The organism is Streptomyces sp. NBC_00523, assembly GCF_036346615.1.
GTDB lineage: Bacteria > Actinomycetota > Actinomycetes > Streptomycetales > Streptomycetaceae > Streptomyces.
The window spans coordinates 1194179-1213250 of record NZ_CP107836.1; the positions used below are offsets into that span (position 1 = coordinate 1194179).

Consider the following 19072-nt stretch of genomic DNA (forward strand, 5'->3'; position numbering starts at 1 on the left):
TCAGATACGGCGATCCCTGACCGGTCCCGTCGGACCCCGTTCATCTGCCCTTGGCCGGAGCGCCGCTCGCCCGCTCCGGCCGCCCCGGACTCAGTGCGCGCAGGCCCAGCCGGCCGCGCCGATCGCTCCGTCGGCCTTGGCGCGCAGGGCCCGCACCGCGGCGGCCGGGTCGCCCGCCCCGTACACCGCCGAACCGGCGACGAAGACGTCGGCGCCGGCCTCGGCACACCGCTCGATGGTGGACTCGGAGACGCCTCCGTCGACCTGGAGCCACAGATCGAGCCCGTGCTTGGAGATCAGCTCACGGGTGCGGCGGATCTTCGGCAGCATGATGTCCAGGAACGCCTGGCCGCCGAAGCCCGGCTCCACGGTCATGATCAGCAGCATGTCGAGCTCGGGGAGCAGGTCCTCGTACGGCTCGATGGGCGTCGCCGGCTTGAGCGCCATGGAGGCGCGGGCGCCCTTGGCGCGGATCTCGCGGGCCAGCCGCACGGGGGCGGCGGCGGCCTCGACGTGGAAAGTGACCGACCCGGCCCCCGCCTCGACGTACTGCGGTGCCCAGCGGTCCGCGTCCTCGATCATCAGATGGCAGTCCAGCGGCGTGTCCGTGGCCCTGCTGAGCGATTCCACGATCGGAACCCCGAGGGTCAGATTGGGCACGAAGTGGTTGTCCATGACATCGACATGGAGCCAGTCGGCACCTTCGACGGCCTTGGCCTCATCGGCGAGGCGCGCGAAATCGGCGGAGAGAATACTCGGGTTGATCTGGGCCATGGGCCAAGCCTGCCATGTTCTGCGTCACTTCCCGGCCTCGGTGCGCTCCAAAGGCTCACGGGATCATTACGGTTCGCGCATTCCCGGCGTTTCGCCCCGGTGAGGGGCACGCGGTCAGGCGGTACGGCGGAGCAGCGCCAGATACATCGCGTCGGTGCCGTGCAGATGCGGCCAGAGCTGGACGTCGGGTCCGTCGCCCAGCGCGGGCACGCCCGGCAGCAGCGGACGGGCGTCGATCCACTCCGCCTCGACGGGCGCCCCGCCGCGCCCCTTGAGCACGTCCTCCACGACGACCCGGGTCTCCGCGAGGTGCGGCGAGCAGGTCGCGTACCCGACGACACCGCCGACGCGTACGGCCTTCAGCGCCTCGCGCAGCAGCCCGCGCTGGAGGGGCGCGAAGCCCTCCAGGTCCTCCGGGCGGCGGCGCCAGCGGGCCTCGGGGCGGCGGCGGAGCGCGCCGAGCCCGGAGCACGGCACGTCCATCAGGACCCGGTCGAAGCTGCCGGGGCGCCAGGGCGGGCGGGTGCCGTCGGCGGTGATCACCTGGTACGGGCCGGGGTTGCCGGCCAGCGCGCGTTCCACGAGGCGGGCGCGGTGCGGCTGCTTCTCGGCGGCCAGCAGGGCGGCGCCGCGGTCGGCGGCGAGGGCGGCCAGCAGGGCGGCCTTTCCGCCGGGGCCCGCGCAGCCGTCGAGCCAGCGGGCGTCGCTGCCCTCCAGCGGGGCGGCCGCCAGGGCGGCGGCGACGAGCTGACTGCCCTCGTCCTGGACCCCGGCCCGGCTCTCGCGCACGGCGGTCAGGGCGCCGGGCTCGCCTCCCTCGGCCATCCGCACGGCGTAGGGCGACCAGCGGCCCGGGAGCGAGTTGTCCTCGCCCAGCTCCTCGATGAGCTCGTCCGTGGTGGAGCGGCCGGGGCGGGCGACGAGGGTGACCTCGGGGCGCTCGTTGTCGGCGTCGAGCAGGTCCTCGATCCCGGCGCGGCCGCCGCCGAGCGCGTCCCAGAGCGCGGAGACGACCCAGCGCGGGTGCGAGTGGACGACCGCGAGGTGGTCCTCGGCGTCGTCCTCGTAGGAGGGGGCCACCTTCGCGACCCAGCCGTCGAGGTCGTCGGCGGACACTTTGCGCAGGACGGCGTTGACGAACTTGGCGCGCCCCTCCCCCAGCACCACCCGGGCCAGCTCCACGCTCGCGGAGACGGCCGCGTGGGTCGGGATACGGGTGCCGAGGAGCTGGTGCACGCCCATGTTCAGCACGTCCAGGACCGGCGGGTCCACCTCGCGCAGCGGCCGGTCGATGCAGGCGGCGACGATCGCGTCGTACGTCCCCTGGCGGCGCAGCGTCCCGTAGACCAGCTCGGTCGCAAGGGCGGCGTCGCGGTGGTCGAAGTCGCCCTTGGCCCGGGCCTTCTTCAGCAGCGGGGGCAGGACGAGGTTCGCGTACGCGTCGCGCTCGTCCACGGCCCGCAGGACCTCGAAGGCGAGGAAGCGGACCGGGTCCTTCTGGGGACGGCGGTGCGGCTTGGCGGGACGGCGACGCGGCTGGTCGTTCACGTGAAAGGTGCTCCGCTGGAGGTGAGAGGACGAACCCTCCCAGCCTACGTGCCGCCCCGCGGGTCTCAGCTCCCGACCAGCTCGCCGGCGGCGATGCGGACCCCGCGCGCCCAGTCGGCGGCGCGCATCGGCTTCTTGCCCTGCGGCTGCACCCACAGCAGCTCGACCGCGTGCGACCCGGTGCCGACGAACACGTTGTTCTTACCGACCGACAGCTCACCGGGCGCCAGCTCGGACCGGTCCACGGCGGGGGTGGCCTGGACGAGCTTCAGGCGCTCGCCCCGGAACAGCGTCCAGGCGCCGGGGGCGGGGGTGCAGGCGCGGATGACGCGGTCGACGCGGAGGGCGGGCGCGGACCACTGGACCTGGGCGTCCTCGACGGTGATCTTCGGCGCGAGGGTGACCCCCTCGGCGGGCTGCGGGACGGCGTGCAGGGTGCCGTCCTCGATGCCGTCCATGGTGGCGGCCAGCAGCCCGGACCCGGCGAACGCCAGCCGGGTCAGCAGATCGCCGCTGGTGTCGGTCGGGCGGACCTCCTCGGTCAGGACGCCGTAGACCGGCCCGGAGTCCAGCCCCTCCTCGATCAGGAAGGTGGACGCCCCGGTGACCTCGTCGCCGGACATCACCGCGTGCTGCACGGGAGCCGCGCCGCGCCAGGCGGGCAGCAGCGAGAAGTGCAGGTTGACCCAGCCCCTCGCCGGGATGTCGAGCGCCGCCTTGGGCAGCAGCGCGCCGTACGCGACGACCGGGCAGCAGTCCGGCGCGATCTCCCGCAGCCGCGCGAGGAAGTCCTCGTCCCGGGGCCTGGCGGGCTTCAGCACCTCGATCCCGGCCTCCTCTGCGCGCTCGGCGACCGGGCTGGCCACCAGCCGCCGGCCACGCCCCGCGGGCGCGTCGGGCCGGGTCACGACGGCGGCCACCTCGTGCCGGCCGGAGGCGATCAGGGCGTCGAGTGCGGGAACGGCTACCTCGGGGGTGCCTGCGAAGACGAGCTTCATGGGTGGCTGACTGCCTCTCAGGCCGGACTCTCAGGCCGAAACGTTACGGTGACGAGCAACGCACAAGTCTATGGGGCGGCGGGCCGGGGGGCGTACGCACAGTCGCGCGCCCCTCGCAGGTGCGCATACGCCCCCCGAGCGTGACCAGATCCCCCGGTGCGGCGTTGGTCAAGAGAGATTGACCGAAGCGAGCCGCCCTGGTGCGGCCCGATCCCTTTCAACGCCGGTTCGAGAGGCTTCTTCATGGCCGACCACGCAACCCACGACGCCCAAGCGCGGGCCAGCCTGCACCTGCTGGTGCGGGACATCGAGCGGGTCCGGCGGCAGGTGGACGCACTGCGCACGCTCACCGCACAGCTGGGCAACGTCTACCGTCCGCGCCGCTCCGGCCCGTCCGCAGGCTTCGTCGTCTACGGCAGGGCCCCGGCCCCGACGGTCAGACTGGCCCAGGAACTGCGGGACAGCGTCGAGACGCTGGTCACGGCGGCCGTGGACTTCGACCGCTCGCTGGGCTTCTCCTGGGACGCGGTGGGCTCCGCGCTCGGGGTCACCAAGCAGGCCGTCCACCGCCGTTACGGCTCACGGCGCACGACCCCGCAGCCCACGGCACCCGAGTCCGCGGAGGTCATCCCCCAACGCGGCCCCACGGTCCCCGCAGCCCGAGCCCCCCAACCCCCCACAGACCGCCCCAACCCCTTCCCGGGCCCCCGCAACGGTTGACCCGGGGCTGAGCCGGGCCGCCCCGTCGCACACGCGAGGGGCGGCCCGTTCACGCACCAAGCCCGCCCGCAGAATCAAGCCCTTCCGGCGCTTGAGGACAAACACCTCAGCCGATGTCCACCGGATCCACCCGCACCCGCACCGCCCCCCCACCCCCACCGCGCGCCACGCGCGCAGCGCGCAACGCCGCAGCCAACGCCGCCCCACTCCCGGGCGGCACCCGCACCAGCGCCCGCTCCCAGACCTCCCCCGCCGGCGCCTCGAACGCCCGCCGGGGCCGCCCCGGCTCCGCGGCCGGCACCGGCACGGGCCCCAGCACCTCCGCGTCCCCGGGCAACCGCGCCCCCGCGAAGAACGCGGCCAGCGCCTCCGGCTCCCCCGTCACCGACGCCATCCGGGACACCGGCGGAAAGCCCAGCTCGGCCCGCTCCGCCAGCTCCCGCCGGGCGTGCCCGACCGGGTCCCAGCGGACCAGCGCCTGCACGGGCCGCAGCGTCGGCTCGGCGACGACCACCACCGTGCCGCCCTCCGGCCGCCCCCGTACCAGCGCGGCGGCGGACGTCCACCGGCGCAGCGCCTCCTCACCGGCGCGCAGGTCGGGCCGGCCGACCATCGCCCAGCCGTCGAGCAGGAGCGCCGCCGCGTACCCGCCCCCCTCGGCGACCGGCTCGGCGCCCGGCGTGCTGACGACCAGCGCGGGCTGGTCCGGCACCGAGTCGAGGACATGGTCGCGCCCGGACGTCCGTACCGGCACCGCCGGGAACGCCCGGCCCAGCTCCTCCGCCGTGCGCCGGGCCCCCACGATCTGGGCGCGCAACCGCCGCCCCCCGCAGGCCACGCAGTGCCAGGACGTCTCGGCCCGCCCGCACCACGCGCAGTTCAGGTCCTGCTGGTCCGGCGCCTCCAGCGGCCCCGCGCACTGCCGGCACCGGGCGGGCTCCCGGCAGCGCTCGCAGGCGAGCCGGGGGGCGTAACCCCGCCGGGGCACCTGGACCAGCACCGGACCGGTGCGCAGCCCGTCCCGGACGGTCTGCCAGGCGAGGCTGGGCAGCCGGGCGGCCCGGGCGGCCCCGTCCCGCGCGAGCTCGCCGTCGCCCACGGTGCGGATGACGGGCGCCGCCACCCGCACCTGCTCCCGGTCGGCACGCAGCGGCAGCGCCCACCCGCTCTCCACGAGCTGCGCGGCCTCCACCGTGCAGCTGACGGAGCCGAGCAGAAAGGCGCACCGGCCGTGCGTGGCCCGCAGCTCCAGGACCTCGCGGACATGCGGGAAGGGGGCGCGGTCGTCGCTGTGGCTGGAGTCACCGTCGTCCCAGACGACGACGAGCCCGAGGTCGGCGACGGGCGCGAACATCGCCGCCCTGGTCCCCACCACCGCCCGGACGGAGCCGCGTCGCACGGCGAGCCATTCCCGGTACCGCTTCCCGGGCCCGGAACCGGCGGTGAGCAGCGCGTGCCGCCCCTCGCCGAGCAGGGCGGTGAGCGCGGCGTCGACCCGGGCGGCGGTCCGCCCGTCGGGGACGACGACGAGGGCGCCGCGCCCGGAGGACAGGGTCGCGGCGACGGCCGTGGCGATCTCGGCGGGCCAGTGCGGTCCGGGCAGCGCGGTCCACACGGCCCGGGGGGCGCCCCCGCCGGCCAGCGCGGAGAGGAACGCGGGCCCCTGCGCGTACCGCTCCCAGCTCCCGGGGGCGGGAGGCGCGGGGGCGGGCAGGGGCGCGGGCGACGGCTTCGCCTCGGCCTGCGCGTTGCGCGGGGGGACGGCGAGCTGGAGGACGTCGGCGAGGCTGCCCGCGTACCGGTCGGCGACGGCGCGGGCGAGGGCGAGGAGGCCGGGGCCGAGGACCGGCTCGGGCGAGACGACGGAGGCGAGCGCGGCGAGTGCCCCGTTGTAGTCGGACGCGGCCAGCCGCTCGATGAGGAAGCCGTCCACGAGCCCGCCGCCCTCGCGCCGCCCGCCGCGCACATTGCGGCCCCCGGCGCCGAAGCGGACCCGGACGCGCACCCCGGGCTGCGCGTCGGCGTCCAGCTCCTCGGGGACGGCGTAGTCGAAGTACTGGTCGAGATGGAGCGCGCCCTTGTTGACGAGGACGCGGGCGACGGGCAGCTCCTTGGCGAGGGCGGCACCGCGCCAGGTGCGCGGCTTGGCGCGCGGCACGTCGGCCCGGCGGACCGCCTCCCGGATCAGCGCAAGCTGTTCCGGCGCCCCCGCCTCGTCGGACCGCTCGTTCTCGCTGCTCACAGCTCCATCCCTACCAGACGCCTCGGACAACGGCGCCGCCCGTCCCCGTACCCCTCCGCCGTGAAACGCCGGAGCCCGGACACCGTGACGGCGTCCGGGCTCCGGCGGATGACCGGCGTTGCGGTGCTTACAGACCGGCGGCGGCGCGCAGCGCGTCCACCCGGTCCGTGCGCTCCCAGGTGAAGTCGGGCAGCTCGCGGCCGAAGTGGCCGTACGCGGCGGTCTGGGCGTAGATCGGGCGCAGCAGGTCGAGGTCGCGGATGATCGCGGCCGGGCGGAGGTCGAAGACCTCGCCGATGGCGTGCTCGATCTTCTCGGTCTCGATCGCGGCGGTCCCGAAGGTCTCCACGAAGAGGCCCACCGGCTCGGCCTTGCCGATCGCGTACGCGACCTGGACCTCGCAGCGGGCGGCGAGGCCGGCGGCGACGACGTTCTTGGCGACCCAGCGCATGGCGTAGGCGGCAGAGCGGTCCACCTTCGACGGGTCCTTGCCGGAGAAGGCGCCGCCGCCGTGCCGGGCCATGCCCCCGTAGGTGTCGATGATGATCTTGCGGCCGGTGAGACCGGCGTCGCCCATCGGGCCGCCGATCTCGAAGCGCCCGGTCGGGTTGACCAGCAGGCGGTAGCCCTCGGTGTCGAGCTTGATGCCGTCCTCGATGAGCTGGTTCAGCACGTGCTCGACCACGAACTCGCGGATGTCGGGCGCGAGCAGCGAGTCGAGGTCGATGTCGCTGGCGTGCTGCGAGGAGACGACGACCGTGTCGAGGCGGACGGCCTTGTCGCCGTCGTACTCGATGGTGACCTGGGTCTTGCCGTCGGGGCGCAGGTAGGGGATGGTCCCGTTCTTGCGGACCTCGGACAGCCGGCGGGAGAGCCGGTGCGCGAGGAAGATCGGCAGCGGCATGAGCTCGGGGGTCTCGTCGCAGGCGTAGCCGAACATCAGGCCCTGGTCGCCGGCGCCCTGCTTGTCGAGCTCGTCCTCGTCGCCCTCGACCCGCTTCTCATAAGCGGTGTCGACGCCCTGGGCGATGTCCGGGGACTGGGCCCCGATGGACACCGAGACGCCGCAGGAGGCGCCGTCGAAGCCCTTCTTCGAGGAGTCGTAGCCGATCTCCAGGACCTTGTTGCGGACCAGCGTCGGAATATCGGCGTACGCCTTGGTCGTGACCTCACCCGCGACGTGCACGAGACCGGTGGTGATCAGGGTCTCGACGGCGACGCGGGAGGACGGGTCCTCGCGCAGGAGCGCGTCGAGAATGGTGTCGCTGATCTGGTCGGCGATCTTGTCGGGGTGGCCCTCGGTCACGGACTCCGAGGTGAAGAGACGGCGGGACACATCGCTCCCTGGGGTTGCAGCGGCTGCTGGCTGATCATTGGCCGGACGGTCCGGGAGCTGCGCCCGGCACGGTCCAGGGAGCAGTTTATCGGTCGGCTCCGGCCGGCGGACAACGTGTCTCGCCCTTTGGCCGTCCTGTGACGTGTCCCACCAGGGCCGGAAGGCCCCGGAAGCCAGCTGCCGCAAGGTCCGGGACCGTGTCGCGGGGGTGCTCCCGGCCCCGGCGTGTCACCGGAAATTCATCCGAGGCGCGCCGCGACGAGGTCCCACACCGTGTCGGCCAGGGCCTCCTTGGGCCCGTACGGGACGGGGGTCTCGGTGCCGTCGGCGGCGAGCACCACGGCCTCGTTCTCCTCGGAGCCGAAGGTCTTGCGCTCCCCGACCTCGTTGACCACCAGCAGGTCGCAGCCCTTGCGGCGGAGCTTCTGGCGGCCGTTGGCCAGGACGTCGTCGGTCTCGGCGGCGAACCCGACGACGATCTGCCCGGGCGTGGCGCGCTCGGCGGAGACCTCGGCGAGGATGTCCGGGTTGCGGACGAGCGCGATCGGGGCGGGCTCCTGACCGTCCTTCTTCTTGATCTTGCCGGTGGCGTACTCGGCGGGCCGGAAGTCGGCGACGGCGGCCGCCATGACCACGACGTCGGCGTCCCGGGCCGCCTTCAGCACGGCCTCGCGCAGCTGTGTCGCGGTTCCGGCGCGGACGATGTCGGCGCCGGACGGGTCGGGCAGCCCGGTGTTGGCCTCGACCAGGGTGACCCGGGCGCCGCGCGCGACGGCGGTGCGGGCGAGCGCGTAGCCCTGCTTGCCGGAGGAGCGGTTGCCGAGGTAGCGGACCGGGTCGAGGGGCTCCCTCGTACCGCCGGCGCTGACCACCACATGCCGGCCCGCGAGGTCGGGGGCGGCCGTGCCCCGGGCGAGGACCCGGCGGCAGACCTCGTAGATCTCGCCCGGGTCGGGCAGCCGGCCCTTGCCGGTGTCGACGCCGGTGAGGCGGCCGACGGCGGGCTCGATGACGACGGCGCCCCGGCGGCGCAGCGTCGCGACGTTCTCCTGGGTGGCCGGGTGCTCCCACATCTCGGTGTGCATCGCCGGGGCGAAGACGACCGGACAGCGGGCGGTGAGCAGGGTGTTGGTGAGCAGGTCGTCGGCGAGGCCGTGGGCGGCCTTGGCCAGCATGTCGGCGGTGGCGGGGGCGACGACGACGAGGTCGGCGTGCTGCCCGATCCGGACGTGCGGCACCTCGTGGACGTCGTTCCAGACCTCGGTGGAGACGGGGTGCCCGGAGAGCGCCGACCAGGTGGCGGCGCCGACGAAGTGGAGGGCGGACGCAGTGGGGACGACCCGTACGTCGTGGCCGGACTCGGTCAGCCGGCGCAGCAGCTCGCACGCCTTGTACGCGGCGATGCCGCCGCTGACCCCCAGAACGACCTTCGGCTTGTCCACTGCGTCTCCCCGCACTCGGTTGCGTACGCCTCCATGCTGCCTCACGGGTACCCGCACCGGACGGTCGGCCCGGAACACACCTCGGGCCCGGCGGATGATCCGCCGGGCCCGGGGTGAAGGTGCGTCCTCGCTGCTTACTGCGCGGGGCCCTCGATGGCCTCGGACGTGAGCAGGCCCGCGTTGATCTCGCGGAGCGCGATCGAGAGCGGCTTCTCGTGCACGTGGGTGTCGACGAGCGGACCGACGTACTCGAGGAGGCCCTCACCGAGCTGCGAGTAGTACGCGTTGATCTGGCGCGCGCGCTTGGCGGCGTAGATCACGAGGCTGTACTTCGAGTCGGTTGCTTCGAGGAGCTCATCAATCGGCGGGTTGATGATGCCCTCGGGCGTGGTGATGGAAGAGGACACGCTCTGCCTTCCGAAGGGGATGAAGATCAAAGAATTCTTTGACAGTCAGGGGCTTTGGTGCCGGGCCCCCGCTGCCGGTGTTTCACTCGCCGGCGGCGCGGTGGCCGGAAGCCTCCAGCATCAAGGCTAGCAGCTCACGTGCCACGTCCTCGACGGAGGTGTTGACGAGCGTCGTATCGAACTCCGCTTCGGCGGCCAGTTCCACCTTGGCGGCGCCGAGCCGGCGTTCGATGACCTCGGGCGCCTCGGTCCCCCGGCCGGTGAGCCGGCGGACCAGCTCCTCCCAGCTCGGCGGGGCGAGGAAGACCAGCTGGGCGTCGGCCATGGACTGGCGGACCAGCCGGGCGCCCTGGAGGTCGATCTCCAGGAGCACCGGCTCCCCGGCCTCCAGCCGCTCCTGCACGGCGCGGCGCGGCGTGCCGTAGCGGTTGCCGGCGAACTCGGCCCACTCCAGCAGCTCACCGTTGGCGATCAGCTTGTCGAACTCCTCGTCGTCCACGAAGAAGTAGTGGACGCCGTTGCGTTCGCCGGGGCGGGGCTTGCGGGTCGTCGCCGACACCGAGAGCCACACCTCGGGGTGGACCTTGCGCATATGCGCGACGACCGTGCTCTTGCCGACCCCCGAGGGGCCGGAGAGCACGGTCAGCCGCGGACGTACGTCCGGGGGTACGGGGGACGTCCCCCGGGATGTTGCAGCCATGGAGCGATTATCCAGGTTCTCAGGGGTGCCTGAGAACGTCAGGCGGCGGTGCCGCCGAACTCGCGCTCCAGGGATGCGATCTGGTTGGAGCCAAGACCCCGCACACGACGGCTCTCGGAGATGCCGAGCCGCTCCATGATCTGCTTGGCACGGACCTTGCCCACACCGGGCAGGGACTCCAGCAGGGCGGAGACCTTCATCTTGCCGATGACGTCGTTCTCCTGCCCCGACTTGATGACCTCGTGGAGGGAGGCGCCGGAGTGCTTGAGTCGATTCTTGACCTCGGCCCGCTCCCGGCGAGCCGCGGCGGCCTTTTCGAGCGCGGCTGCGCGCTGTTCAGGGGTAAGGGGCGGAAGAGCCACGCCTACGTCACCTCGGATGTCGATCTGTCGGATACGGACCGGTGAGGCAGCGGGATCGCCCCTCACCTGCTGAGCCGCGAACACCCCGTGCGCGTCGGCTCTCGACGGAGACTAGCGGCCAAGGCCGCCGGAGTCAGCGAGAACAGACGAAAAGTCCTGGTCAGCCTCTGCCGACCAGGACTTTTCAGGCATAACCACCGAGTTTTTTCGTCAGGATTCCGTCAACACACGGTTACGTGGCAGGGTCAGCGGTCCGAGACGGCCGCGCGGACCTCGTCCGCGAACCGTCCGGCGGCCTCGCGCAGCCCCGCGACGTCCGGGCCGTGGCGCAGCACGCCCCGGCTCACGCTGGGCACCACATTGCGGACCGCGTCGCCGAAGACGCCCGGCAGATCGGCCGGGGTCGCCCCCTGCGCGCCGATGCCCGGGGCGAGCAGCGGCCCGTTGATCGCGAGGTCCACGCCCGCGTCGCCCAGCGTGGCGCCGACGACCGCGCCGACCGAGCCGAGCGGGGCGGCGCCCGCGTTCTCGGCGGCCATGTGGTCGAGCATCAGCTGGGCCAGCGGACGGCCGTCGGCGGCGGTGGCGCGCTGCACCTCGGCGCCCTCCGGGTTGGAGGTCAGCGCGAGGACGAAGACACCGGCGCCGGAGACCGCCGCCGCGTCGAGCGCGGGCCGCAGCGAGCCGAAGCCGAGATAGGGCGAGACGGTGACCGCGTCCGAGAACAGCGGCGAGTCCTTGTCCAGGTAGGTCGCCGCGTAGGCGCCCATGGTGGAGCCGATGTCGCCGCGCTTGGCGTCCATCAGGACCAGGGCGCCGGCCGCGCGCGCCTCCTCGACGGCCTTCTCCAGGACGGCGATGCCGCGTGAGCCGAACCGCTCGAAGAACGCGGACTGCGGCTTGAGGACGGCGACCCGGTCGGCCAGCGCCTCGACGACCGTACGGGTGAAGCGCTCCAGTCCCGCCACGTCGTCGGGGAGCCCCCAGGCGCTGAGCAGGGAGGCGTGCGGGTCGATGCCGACACAGAGCGGGCCACGGGTGTCCATGGCGTGGCGCAGTCGGGCGCCGAAGGGTTCCAGGGTCATTTCGCTGCCTTCCGGGATTCCGCGCCGACGGCGTCGGCGAGCGTGGCGTACGGGGAGGCGGCCAGGCGCGCGGCCAGGCCCTTGTGGATCGCGCGGGCGTAGAACGGGCCCTCGTAGATGAAGGCGCTGTAGCCCTGGACGAGGGTGGCCCCGGCCAGGATGCGCTGCCAGGCGTCCTCGGCGTTCTCGACGCCTCCGACGCCCACCAGGGTGATGCGGTCGCCGACGCGGCTGTACAGGCGGCTCAGGACCTCCAGGGAGCGTTCCTTGAGGGGGGCGCCGGACAGGCCGCCGGTCTCCTTCACCAAGGACGCCGGGGACTTCAGGCCCAGGCCCTCGCGGGCGATGGTGGTGTTGGTGGCGATAATGCCGTCCAGGCCCAGCTCGACGGCCAGGTCGGCGACCGCGTCGACGTCCTCGTCCGCGAGGTCCGGGGCGATCTTGACGAGCAGCGGGACGCGGCGGTGGGTGACGGTGCGGTCGGCCGCCTCGCGCACGGCGGTGAGCAGCGGGCGCAGCGACTCGGTGGCCTGGAGGTTGCGCAGGCCGGGGGTGTTGGGCGAGGAGACGTTGACGACGAGGTAGTCGGCGTGGGCGGCCAGGCGCTCGGTGGACTTCACGTAGTCGGCGGCGGCGTCGGCCTCGGGGACGACCTTGGTCTTGCCGATGTTGACGCCGACGGTGGTGCGGAAGACCGGGTTGCGCGCGGCCAGGCGGTCGGCGACGGCGGCCGAGCCCTCGTTGTTGAAGCCCATGCGGTTGATGAGCGCGCGGTCCGCGACCAGGCGGAACAGCCGCTGCTTGGGGTTGCCGGGCTGCGGCTCGCCGGTGACGGTGCCGATCTCGACGTGGTCGAAGCCGAGCATCGCCATGCCGTCGATCGCGACGGCGTTCTTGTCGAAGCCGGCGGCGAGCCCGAAGGGACCGTGCATCCGCAGGCCCAGGGCCTCGGTGCGCAGCTCCTTGTACCGGGGGGCGAGGGCGGCGGCCAGGAAGGTGCGCAGCACGGGGACGCGGGCGGCCAGGCGGATCCAGCGGAAGGCCAGGTAGTGGGCGCGCTCCGGGTCCATGCGCTTGAAGACCAGCTGGAAGAAGAACTTGTACATCACGGTGTCCTCATGAAGAGGGGGACACCGTTTCCGGTGTCCCCCTGTGGGCTTCCTAGTCGCGGGCCGCGGTCAGATGTTCCGCGTGTTCCTGGAGGGAACGGACGCCGACGTCTCCGCCGTTGAGGGCGTCGATGCCCTGGACGGCCGCGGCGAGCGCCTGGACCGTGGTCAGGCAGGGCACGGAGCGGGAGACTGCCGCGGTGCGGATCTCGTAGCCGTCGAGCCGGCCGCCGGTCCCGTACGGAGTGTTGACGATGAGGTCGACACCGCCCTCGTGGATCAGCTGGACGATGGTCGGCTCGCCGTTCGGACCGGCGCCCTCGGACTGCTTGCGCACGACCGTGGCGTTGATGCCGTTGCGCTTGAGGACCTCGGCGGTGCCGGAGGTGGCCAGCAGCTCGAAGCCGTGGGCGACCAGCTCGCGGGCCGGGAAGATCATCGAGCGCTTGTCGCGGTTGGCGACCGAGATGAAGGCGCGGCCCTTGGTGGGCAGCGGCCCGTAGGCGCCGGCCTGCGACTTGGCGTACGCGGTGCCGAAGACCGAGTCGATGCCCATGACCTCGCCGGTGGAGCGCATCTCCGGGCCGAGGATGGTGTCGACGCCGCGGCCGTGGATGTCGCGGAAGCGCGACCACGGCATGACGGCCTCCTTGACGGAGATCGGCGCGTCCAGCGGCAGCGTGCCGCCGTCGCCGGTCTTCGGCAGCAGGCCCTCCTCGCGCAGTTCGGCGACGGTCGCGCCCAGCGAGATCCGGGCGGCGGCCTTGGCGAGCGGGACCGCGGTCGCCTTCGAGGTGAAGGGCACGGTCCGGGAGGCGCGCGGGTTGGCCTCCAGGACGTAGAGGATGTCGCCGGAGAGCGCGAACTGGATGTTGATCAGGCCGCGGACGCCGACGCCCTTGGCGATGGCCTCCGTGGAGGCGCGCAGCCGCTTGACGTCGTGGCCGCCGAGGGTGATCGGGGGCAGCGCGCAGGCGGAGTCGCCGGAGTGGATGCCGGCCTCCTCGATGTGCTCCATGACGCCGCCGAGGTAGAGCTCGGTGCCGTCGTAGAGGGCGTCGACGTCGATCTCGATGGCGTCGTCGAGGAAGCGGTCGACCAGGACCGGCCGGGTGGGGCTGATCTCGGTGGACTCGGAGATGTACGCGGAGAGCCGGGCCTCGTCGTACACGATCTCCATGCCGCGCCCGCCGAGCACGTACGACGGGCGTACGAGGACGGGGTAGCCGATCTCGTCGGCGATCGCCTTGGCCTCGGCGAAGGTCGTCGCGGTGCCGTGCTTGGGGGCGGGCAGGCCGGCCTCGGCCAGGACGCGGCCGAAGGCGCCGCGGTCCTCGGCGGCGTGGATCGCCTCCGGGGAGGTGCCGACGACGGGCACGCCGTTGTCCTTGAGCGCCTGCGACAGGCCCAGCGGGGTCTGGCCGCCGAGCTGGACGACGACGCCCGCGATCGGGCCCGCCAGGGACTCGGCGTGCACGATCTCCAGCACGTCTTCCAGCGTCAGCGGCTCGAAGTACAGGCGGTCGGAGGTGTCGTAGTCGGTGGAGACCGTCTCCGGGTTGCAGTTGACCATCACGGTCTCGTAGCCGGCGTCGCTGAGCGCGAAGGAGGCGTGGACGCAGGAGTAGTCGAACTCGATGCCCTGGCCGATGCGGTTGGGGCCGGAGCCCAGGATGATCACCGCGGGCTTGGTGCGGGACGCGACCTCGGTCTCCTCGTCGTACGAGGAGTAGAAGTACGGGGTCTTCGCGGCGAACTCGGCGGCGCAGGTGTCGACCGTCTTGTAGACCGGGCGGATGCCGAGCGCGTGGCGGACCTCGCGGACGACGTCCTCGCGCAGGTCGCGGATCTCGGCGATCTGGACGTCGGAGAAGCCGTGCCGCTTGGCCTCGGCCAGCAGCTCGGGGACGAGCTTGTCGGCGGCGGCCAGCTCGTCGGCGATCTCCTTGATCAGGAAGAGCTGGTCCACGAACCAGGGGTCGATCTTCGTGGCGTCGAAGACCTCCTCCTGGGTGGCGCCGGCCCGGATCGCCTGCATGACGGCGTTGATGCGGCCGTCGGTCGGGCGGACCGCCTCGGCCAGCAGCTCGGCCTTGTCGCCGGGGTCGCCGGTGAAGGTGAACTGCGAGCCCTTCTTCTCCAGGGAGCGCAGGGCCTTCTGGAGCGCCTCGGTGAAGTTCCGGCCGATCGCCATGGCCTCGCCCACCGACTTCATGGTGGTGGTGAGGGTGGAGTCGGCGGAGGGGAACTTCTCGAAGGCGAAGCGCGGGGCCTTCACGACGACGTAGTCGAGGGTCGGCTCGAAGGAGGCCGGGGTCTTCTCGGTGATGTCGTTCGGGATCTCGTCCAGCGTGTAGCCGACGGCCAGCTTGGCGGCGATCTTGGCGATCGGAAAGCCGGTGGCCTTGGAGGCGAGCGCCGAGGAGCGGGAGACGCGCGGGTTCATCTCGATGACGATGACGCGGCCGTCGGTGGGGTCGATCGCGAACTGGATGTTGCAGCCGCCGGTGTCGACGCCGACCTCGCGGATGATCGCGATGCCGATGTCGCGCAGCCGCTGGTACTCGCGGTCGGTGAGGGTCATCGCCGGGGCGACGGTGATCGAGTCGCCGGTGTGGACGCCCATCGGGTCGAAGTTCTCGATGGAGCAGACGACCACGACGTTGTCGTTGCGGTCGCGCATCAGCTCCAGCTCGTACTCCTTCCAGCCGAGGATGGACTCTTCGAGCAGCACCTCGGTGGTCGGGGAGAGCGTGAGGCCCTGGCCCGCGATGCGGCGCAGCTCCTCCTCGTCGTGGGCGAAGCCGGAGCCGGCGCCGCCCATGGTGAAGGAGGGGCGGACGACGACGGGGTAGCCGCCGAGCGTGTCGACGCCGGCGAGGACGTCGTCCATGGAGTGGCAGATGACCGAGCGGGCGGACTCGCCGTAGCCGATCTTCGCCTTGACGGCCTCCACGACGCCCTTGAAGAGGTCGCGGTCCTCGCCCTTGTTGATGGCCTCGACGTTGGCACCGATGAGCTCGACGCCGTACTTCTCCAGGACCCCGTTCTCGTGCATGGAGATCGCGGTGTTCAGCGCGGTCTGGCCGCCCAGGGTGGGAAGCAGCGCGTCGGGGCGCTCCTTCGCGATGATCTTCTCGACGAACTCCGGGGTGATCGGCTCGACGTACGTGGCGTCGGCGATCTCCGGGTCGGTCATGATCGTCGCGGGGTTGGAGTTGACCAGGATGACGCGCAGGCCCTCGGCCTTGAGCACGCGGCACGCCTGGGTGCCGGAGTAGTCGAACTCGGCGGCCTGCCCGATGACGATCGGGCCGGAGCCGATGACCAGGACGGACTGGATATCGGAGCGCTTAGGCACGCTGGCCCTCCATCAGGGAAACGAAGCGGTCGAAGAGGTACGCGGCGTCGTGCGGGCCGGCGGCCGCCTCGGGGTGGTACTGGACGCTGAAGGCCGGCCGGTCGAGCAGCTGAAGGCCCTCGACCACCTGGTCGTTCAGGCATACGTGGGAGACCTCGGCGCGCCCGTAGGCGGTGTCGGAGACCTTGTCGAGGGGGGCGTCGACGGCGAAGCCGTGGTTGTGCGCGGTGACCTCGACCTTGCCGGTCGAGCGGTCCTGCACGGGCTGGTTGATGCCGCGGTGGCCGTACTTCAGCTTGTACGTGCCGAAGCCGAGCGCGCGGCCCAGGATCTGGTTGCCGAAGCAGATGCCGAAGAGCGGGGTCTGCCGCTCCAGGACGCCCTGCATCAGCGCGACGGGGTGGTCGGCGGTGGACGGGTCGCCGGGGCCGTTGGAGAAGAAGACGCCGTCCGGGGCGACCGCGTAGACCTCCTCCAGGGTGGCGGTGGCGGGCAGCACGTGGACCTCGATGCCGCGCTCGGCCATCCGGTGCGGGGTCATGCCCTTGATGCCGAGGTCGACCGCGGCGACCGTGAACTTCTTGGTGCCGATCGCGGGGACGACGTACGCCTCCTTGGTGGCGACCTCCGCGGACAGGTCGGCGCCCTTCATCTCGGGGGCCTCCTGGACGCGGGCCAGCATCGCCGCCTCGTCGGCGACCGCGGCGCCGGAGAAGATGCCGACGCGCATGGCGCCGCGCTCGCGCAGGTGGCGGGTGAGGGCGCGGGTGTCGATGCCGCTGATGCCGACGACGCCCTGGTTCGCCAGCTCCTCGTCGAGGGTGCGGCGGGAGCGCCAGTTGGAGGGGGTGCGGGCGGGGTCGCGGACGACGTAGCCGGAGACCCAGATCCGCTTCGACTCGGGGTCCTCGTCGTTGACGCCGGTGTTGCCGACGTGCGGGGCGGTCATCACGACGACCTGGCGGTGGTACGAGGGGTCGGTCAGCGTCTCCTGGTAGCCGGTCATGCCGGTGGAGAAGACCGCCTCGCCGAAGGTCTCCCCCACAGCCCCGTAGGCGCGGCCGCGGAAGATGCGGCCGTCCTCCAGGACGAGTACGGCGGGAACCTGGGCTCCCCGGGTGGAGGTCGTCATCGTGCGATGCCTTCCGTAGTGCTGGTGAGGTGGTTGACGGCGTCGACCCAGGCGGGGTGTTCGGCCGAGTGGTCGGAGCGGAACCCGGAGTCGATCAGCCGGTCGCCGAGCGCCCAGGTGATGACGAGGAGTCCGCCCTCGGGCAGGACCTTGCCCGCCAGTGCCTTTTCGGTGCGGGCGCCGCGCAGGTCGGCGGCCGGGACGAAGAAGTTTGCGGCGCCGGGCCGTACGACGTCGAGCCCCTCGGCGGTGAGGGTGAGCTCGACGCGGCTGCGGGTGCCGAGGCCGTGGGCGACGATCCGGTCGAGCCACTGCCCGGCCGTGGTCGACGCGTGGTAGCGGCCGGAGAGGGTGAGCAGCTTCTCGCCGTCCGCGAAGCCCTCGGGCGCGGTGGCCGGGGCGGGCAGGTCGGACTGGAGGTTACCGCGCCACTTCCAGCCCTGGCGCATCAGCCAGTAGACGAACGCGACGAGGACGAGGAGTCCGATCACCCAGCTGATCCGGGCGGACCAGTCGGTGACTTCCGCCGACTTCTGCTCGGCGGCGAGTTGGTACAGGGTCTGTGTTGTCACGCGAGCTTCCCGTCGACGACCGTGGCACGGCCCCGCAGGAAGGTGTGGGTCACTCGGCCCGGCAGCTCGCGCCCCTCGTACGGGGTGTTGCGGCTGCGGGAGGCGAAGCCTGCGGGGTCCACCTCTCCACGGTATGCCGGATCGACCAGCGTGAGGTTGGCAGGCTCACCGGCCGAGACGGGGCGGCCGTGTCCGTCGAGCCGTCCGATGGCGGCGGGACGGGCCGACATGCGGTCGGCGACGCCGGCCCAGTCGAGGAGCCCGGTCTCGACCATCGTCTGCTGGACGACGGAGAGCGCGGTCTCCAGGCCCACCATGCCCATGGCGGCCGCGGCCCACTCGCAGTCCTTGTCCTCGTGCGGGTGCGGGGCGTGGTCGGTGGCGACGCAGTCGATCGTGCCGTCGGCCAGCGCCTCGCGCAGCGCCATGACGTCGGCCTCGGTGCGCAGCGGCGGGTTCACCTTGTAGACCGGGTTGTAGCTCCGGACGAGCTCGTCGGTGAGGAGCAGGTGGTGCGGGGTGACCTCGGCGGTGACGTTCCAGCCCTTGGACTTGGCCCAGCGCACGATCTCCACGGAGCCCGCGGTCGACAGGTGGCAGATGTGGACCCGGGAGCCGACGTGCGCGGCGAGCAGCACGTCGCGGGCGATGATCGACTCCTCGGCGACGGCGGGCCAGCCGCCGAGGCCCAGCTCGGCCGAGACGACGCCCTCGTTCATCTGGGCGCCCTCGGTGAGTCGGGGCTCCTGGGCGTGCTGGGCGACGACGCCGTCGAACGCCTTCACGTACTCCAGGGCGCGGCGCATGATGACCGCGTCGTCCACACACTTGCCGTCGTCGGAGAAGACCTTCACCCCGGCGGCGGAGTCGTGCATGGCGCCGAGCTCGGCGAGCTGCTTGCCCTCCAGGCCGACGGTGACGGCCCCGACGGGCTGGACGTCGCAGTAGCCGGACTCCTTGCCGAGGCGCCAGACCTGCTCGACCACGCCGGCGGTGTCGGCGACCGGGAAGGTGTTGGCCATGGCGTGGACGGCGGTGAAGCCACCGGCCGCGGCGGCCTTGGTGCCGGTGAGGACGGTCTCGGAGTCCTCGCGGCCGGGCTCGCGCAGATGGGTGTGGAGGTCGACCAGGCCGGGGAGCAGGACCTGGCCCGCCGCCTCGATCACGGTGGCGTCGCCGGCGTCGAGGCCGGTGCCGACGGCGGCGATGGTCTCGCCGTCGATGAGGACGTCCTGCGGGTCGCCGCCGAGTACCTTCGCACCGCGGATAAGGATCTTGCTCATG

At 72.6% G+C, this 19072-nt stretch carries 16 protein-coding genes; 1 reads left to right on the forward strand and 15 read right to left on the reverse strand.

Annotated elements, in window-relative coordinates; all coding sequences use genetic code 11:
* Positions 1-90: 90 nt before the first annotated feature.
* The 3 genes from rpe to fmt all read right to left on the reverse strand — a co-directional run bounded on the left by rpe (position 91) and on the right by fmt (position 3320).
* Complete coding sequence (rpe, locus tag OHS17_RS05285) at positions 91-774, reverse strand: ribulose-phosphate 3-epimerase (protein ID WP_330311253.1); 684 nt, start codon at positions 772-774, stop codon at positions 91-93.
* Positions 775-888: 114 nt separating this feature from the next.
* Positions 889-2322 (reverse strand): RsmB/NOP family class I SAM-dependent RNA methyltransferase, encoded by a 1434-nt coding sequence (locus OHS17_RS05290; RefSeq protein WP_330311254.1) that lies wholly within the window; start codon positions 2320-2322, stop codon positions 889-891.
* Positions 2323-2387: 65 nt separating this feature from the next.
* Entirely contained in the window at positions 2388-3320 is a 933-nt protein-coding gene (gene fmt, locus OHS17_RS05295; protein ID WP_330311255.1) for a methionyl-tRNA formyltransferase, read from the reverse strand.
* Between the two features lie 243 nt (positions 3321-3563).
* Between fmt and OHS17_RS05300 the strand changes: the two genes are divergently transcribed.
* Complete coding sequence (locus OHS17_RS05300; protein WP_161211039.1) at positions 3564-4040, forward strand: hypothetical protein; 477 nt, start codon at positions 3564-3566, stop codon at positions 4038-4040.
* Between the two features lie 106 nt (positions 4041-4146).
* Here the strand turns inward: OHS17_RS05300 and OHS17_RS05305 are convergent, their stop codons facing one another.
* The 12 genes from OHS17_RS05305 to OHS17_RS05360 form a co-directional block, all read right to left on the reverse strand.
* Complete coding sequence (locus tag OHS17_RS05305) at positions 4147-6282, reverse strand: primosomal protein N' (RefSeq protein WP_330311256.1); 2136 nt, start codon at positions 6280-6282, stop codon at positions 4147-4149.
* 127 nt (positions 6283-6409) lie between these two features.
* The gene (metK, locus tag OHS17_RS05310; protein WP_018103916.1) at positions 6410-7618 is read right to left on the reverse strand and encodes a methionine adenosyltransferase; all 1209 of its coding nucleotides are present in this window, start codon (positions 7616-7618) and stop codon (positions 6410-6412) included.
* 239 nt (positions 7619-7857) lie between these two features.
* On the reverse strand, positions 7858-9060 hold the full coding sequence (coaBC, locus tag OHS17_RS05315; protein ID WP_330311257.1) for a bifunctional phosphopantothenoylcysteine decarboxylase/phosphopantothenate--cysteine ligase CoaBC: 1203 nt from the start codon (positions 9058-9060) through the stop codon (positions 7858-7860).
* 134 nt (positions 9061-9194) lie between these two features.
* Positions 9195-9467 (reverse strand): DNA-directed RNA polymerase subunit omega, encoded by a 273-nt coding sequence (rpoZ, locus tag OHS17_RS05320; RefSeq protein WP_003970369.1) that lies wholly within the window; start codon positions 9465-9467, stop codon positions 9195-9197.
* Between the two features lie 82 nt (positions 9468-9549).
* Positions 9550-10167: a guanylate kinase gene (gmk, locus tag OHS17_RS05325; RefSeq protein WP_026171628.1), complete on the reverse strand. Its 618-nt coding sequence runs from the start codon at positions 10165-10167 to the stop codon at positions 9550-9552.
* Positions 10168-10205: 38 nt separating this feature from the next.
* Positions 10206-10529 carry an integration host factor gene (locus OHS17_RS05330; RefSeq protein ID WP_018103912.1) on the reverse strand — a complete coding sequence of 108 codons (324 nt, stop codon included), beginning with the start codon at positions 10527-10529 and terminating at the stop codon, positions 10206-10208.
* A gap of 245 nt (positions 10530-10774) precedes the next feature.
* Positions 10775-11614, reverse strand: a complete 840-nt coding sequence (gene pyrF / locus OHS17_RS05335; protein ID WP_330311258.1) for an orotidine-5'-phosphate decarboxylase — start codon at positions 11612-11614, stop codon at positions 10775-10777.
* Positions 11611-12720 carry a quinone-dependent dihydroorotate dehydrogenase gene (locus OHS17_RS05340; RefSeq protein WP_330311259.1) on the reverse strand — a complete coding sequence of 370 codons (1110 nt, stop codon included), beginning with the start codon at positions 12718-12720 and terminating at the stop codon, positions 11611-11613. Before OHS17_RS05340 ends, pyrF begins: the two co-directional genes overlap by 4 nt.
* 55 nt (positions 12721-12775) lie before the next feature.
* Positions 12776-16084 carry a carbamoyl-phosphate synthase large subunit gene (gene carB / locus OHS17_RS05345; RefSeq protein WP_073864329.1) on the reverse strand — a complete coding sequence of 1103 codons (3309 nt, stop codon included), beginning with the start codon at positions 16082-16084 and terminating at the stop codon, positions 12776-12778.
* Positions 16077-17216, reverse strand: coding sequence for a glutamine-hydrolyzing carbamoyl-phosphate synthase small subunit (gene carA / locus OHS17_RS05350; protein ID WP_330311260.1), 1140 nt, complete (start codon positions 17214-17216; stop codon positions 16077-16079). Before carA ends, carB begins: the two co-directional genes overlap by 8 nt.
* The gene (locus OHS17_RS05355) at positions 17213-17788 is read right to left on the reverse strand and encodes a PH-like domain-containing protein (RefSeq protein WP_330311261.1); all 576 of its coding nucleotides are present in this window, start codon (positions 17786-17788) and stop codon (positions 17213-17215) included. Before OHS17_RS05355 ends, carA begins: the two co-directional genes overlap by 4 nt.
* Positions 17785-19071, reverse strand: coding sequence for a dihydroorotase (locus OHS17_RS05360; RefSeq protein ID WP_161211725.1), 1287 nt, complete (start codon positions 19069-19071; stop codon positions 17785-17787). The genes OHS17_RS05355 and OHS17_RS05360 overlap by 4 nt, the downstream gene beginning before the upstream one ends.
* Position 19072: the final 1 nt, after the last annotated feature.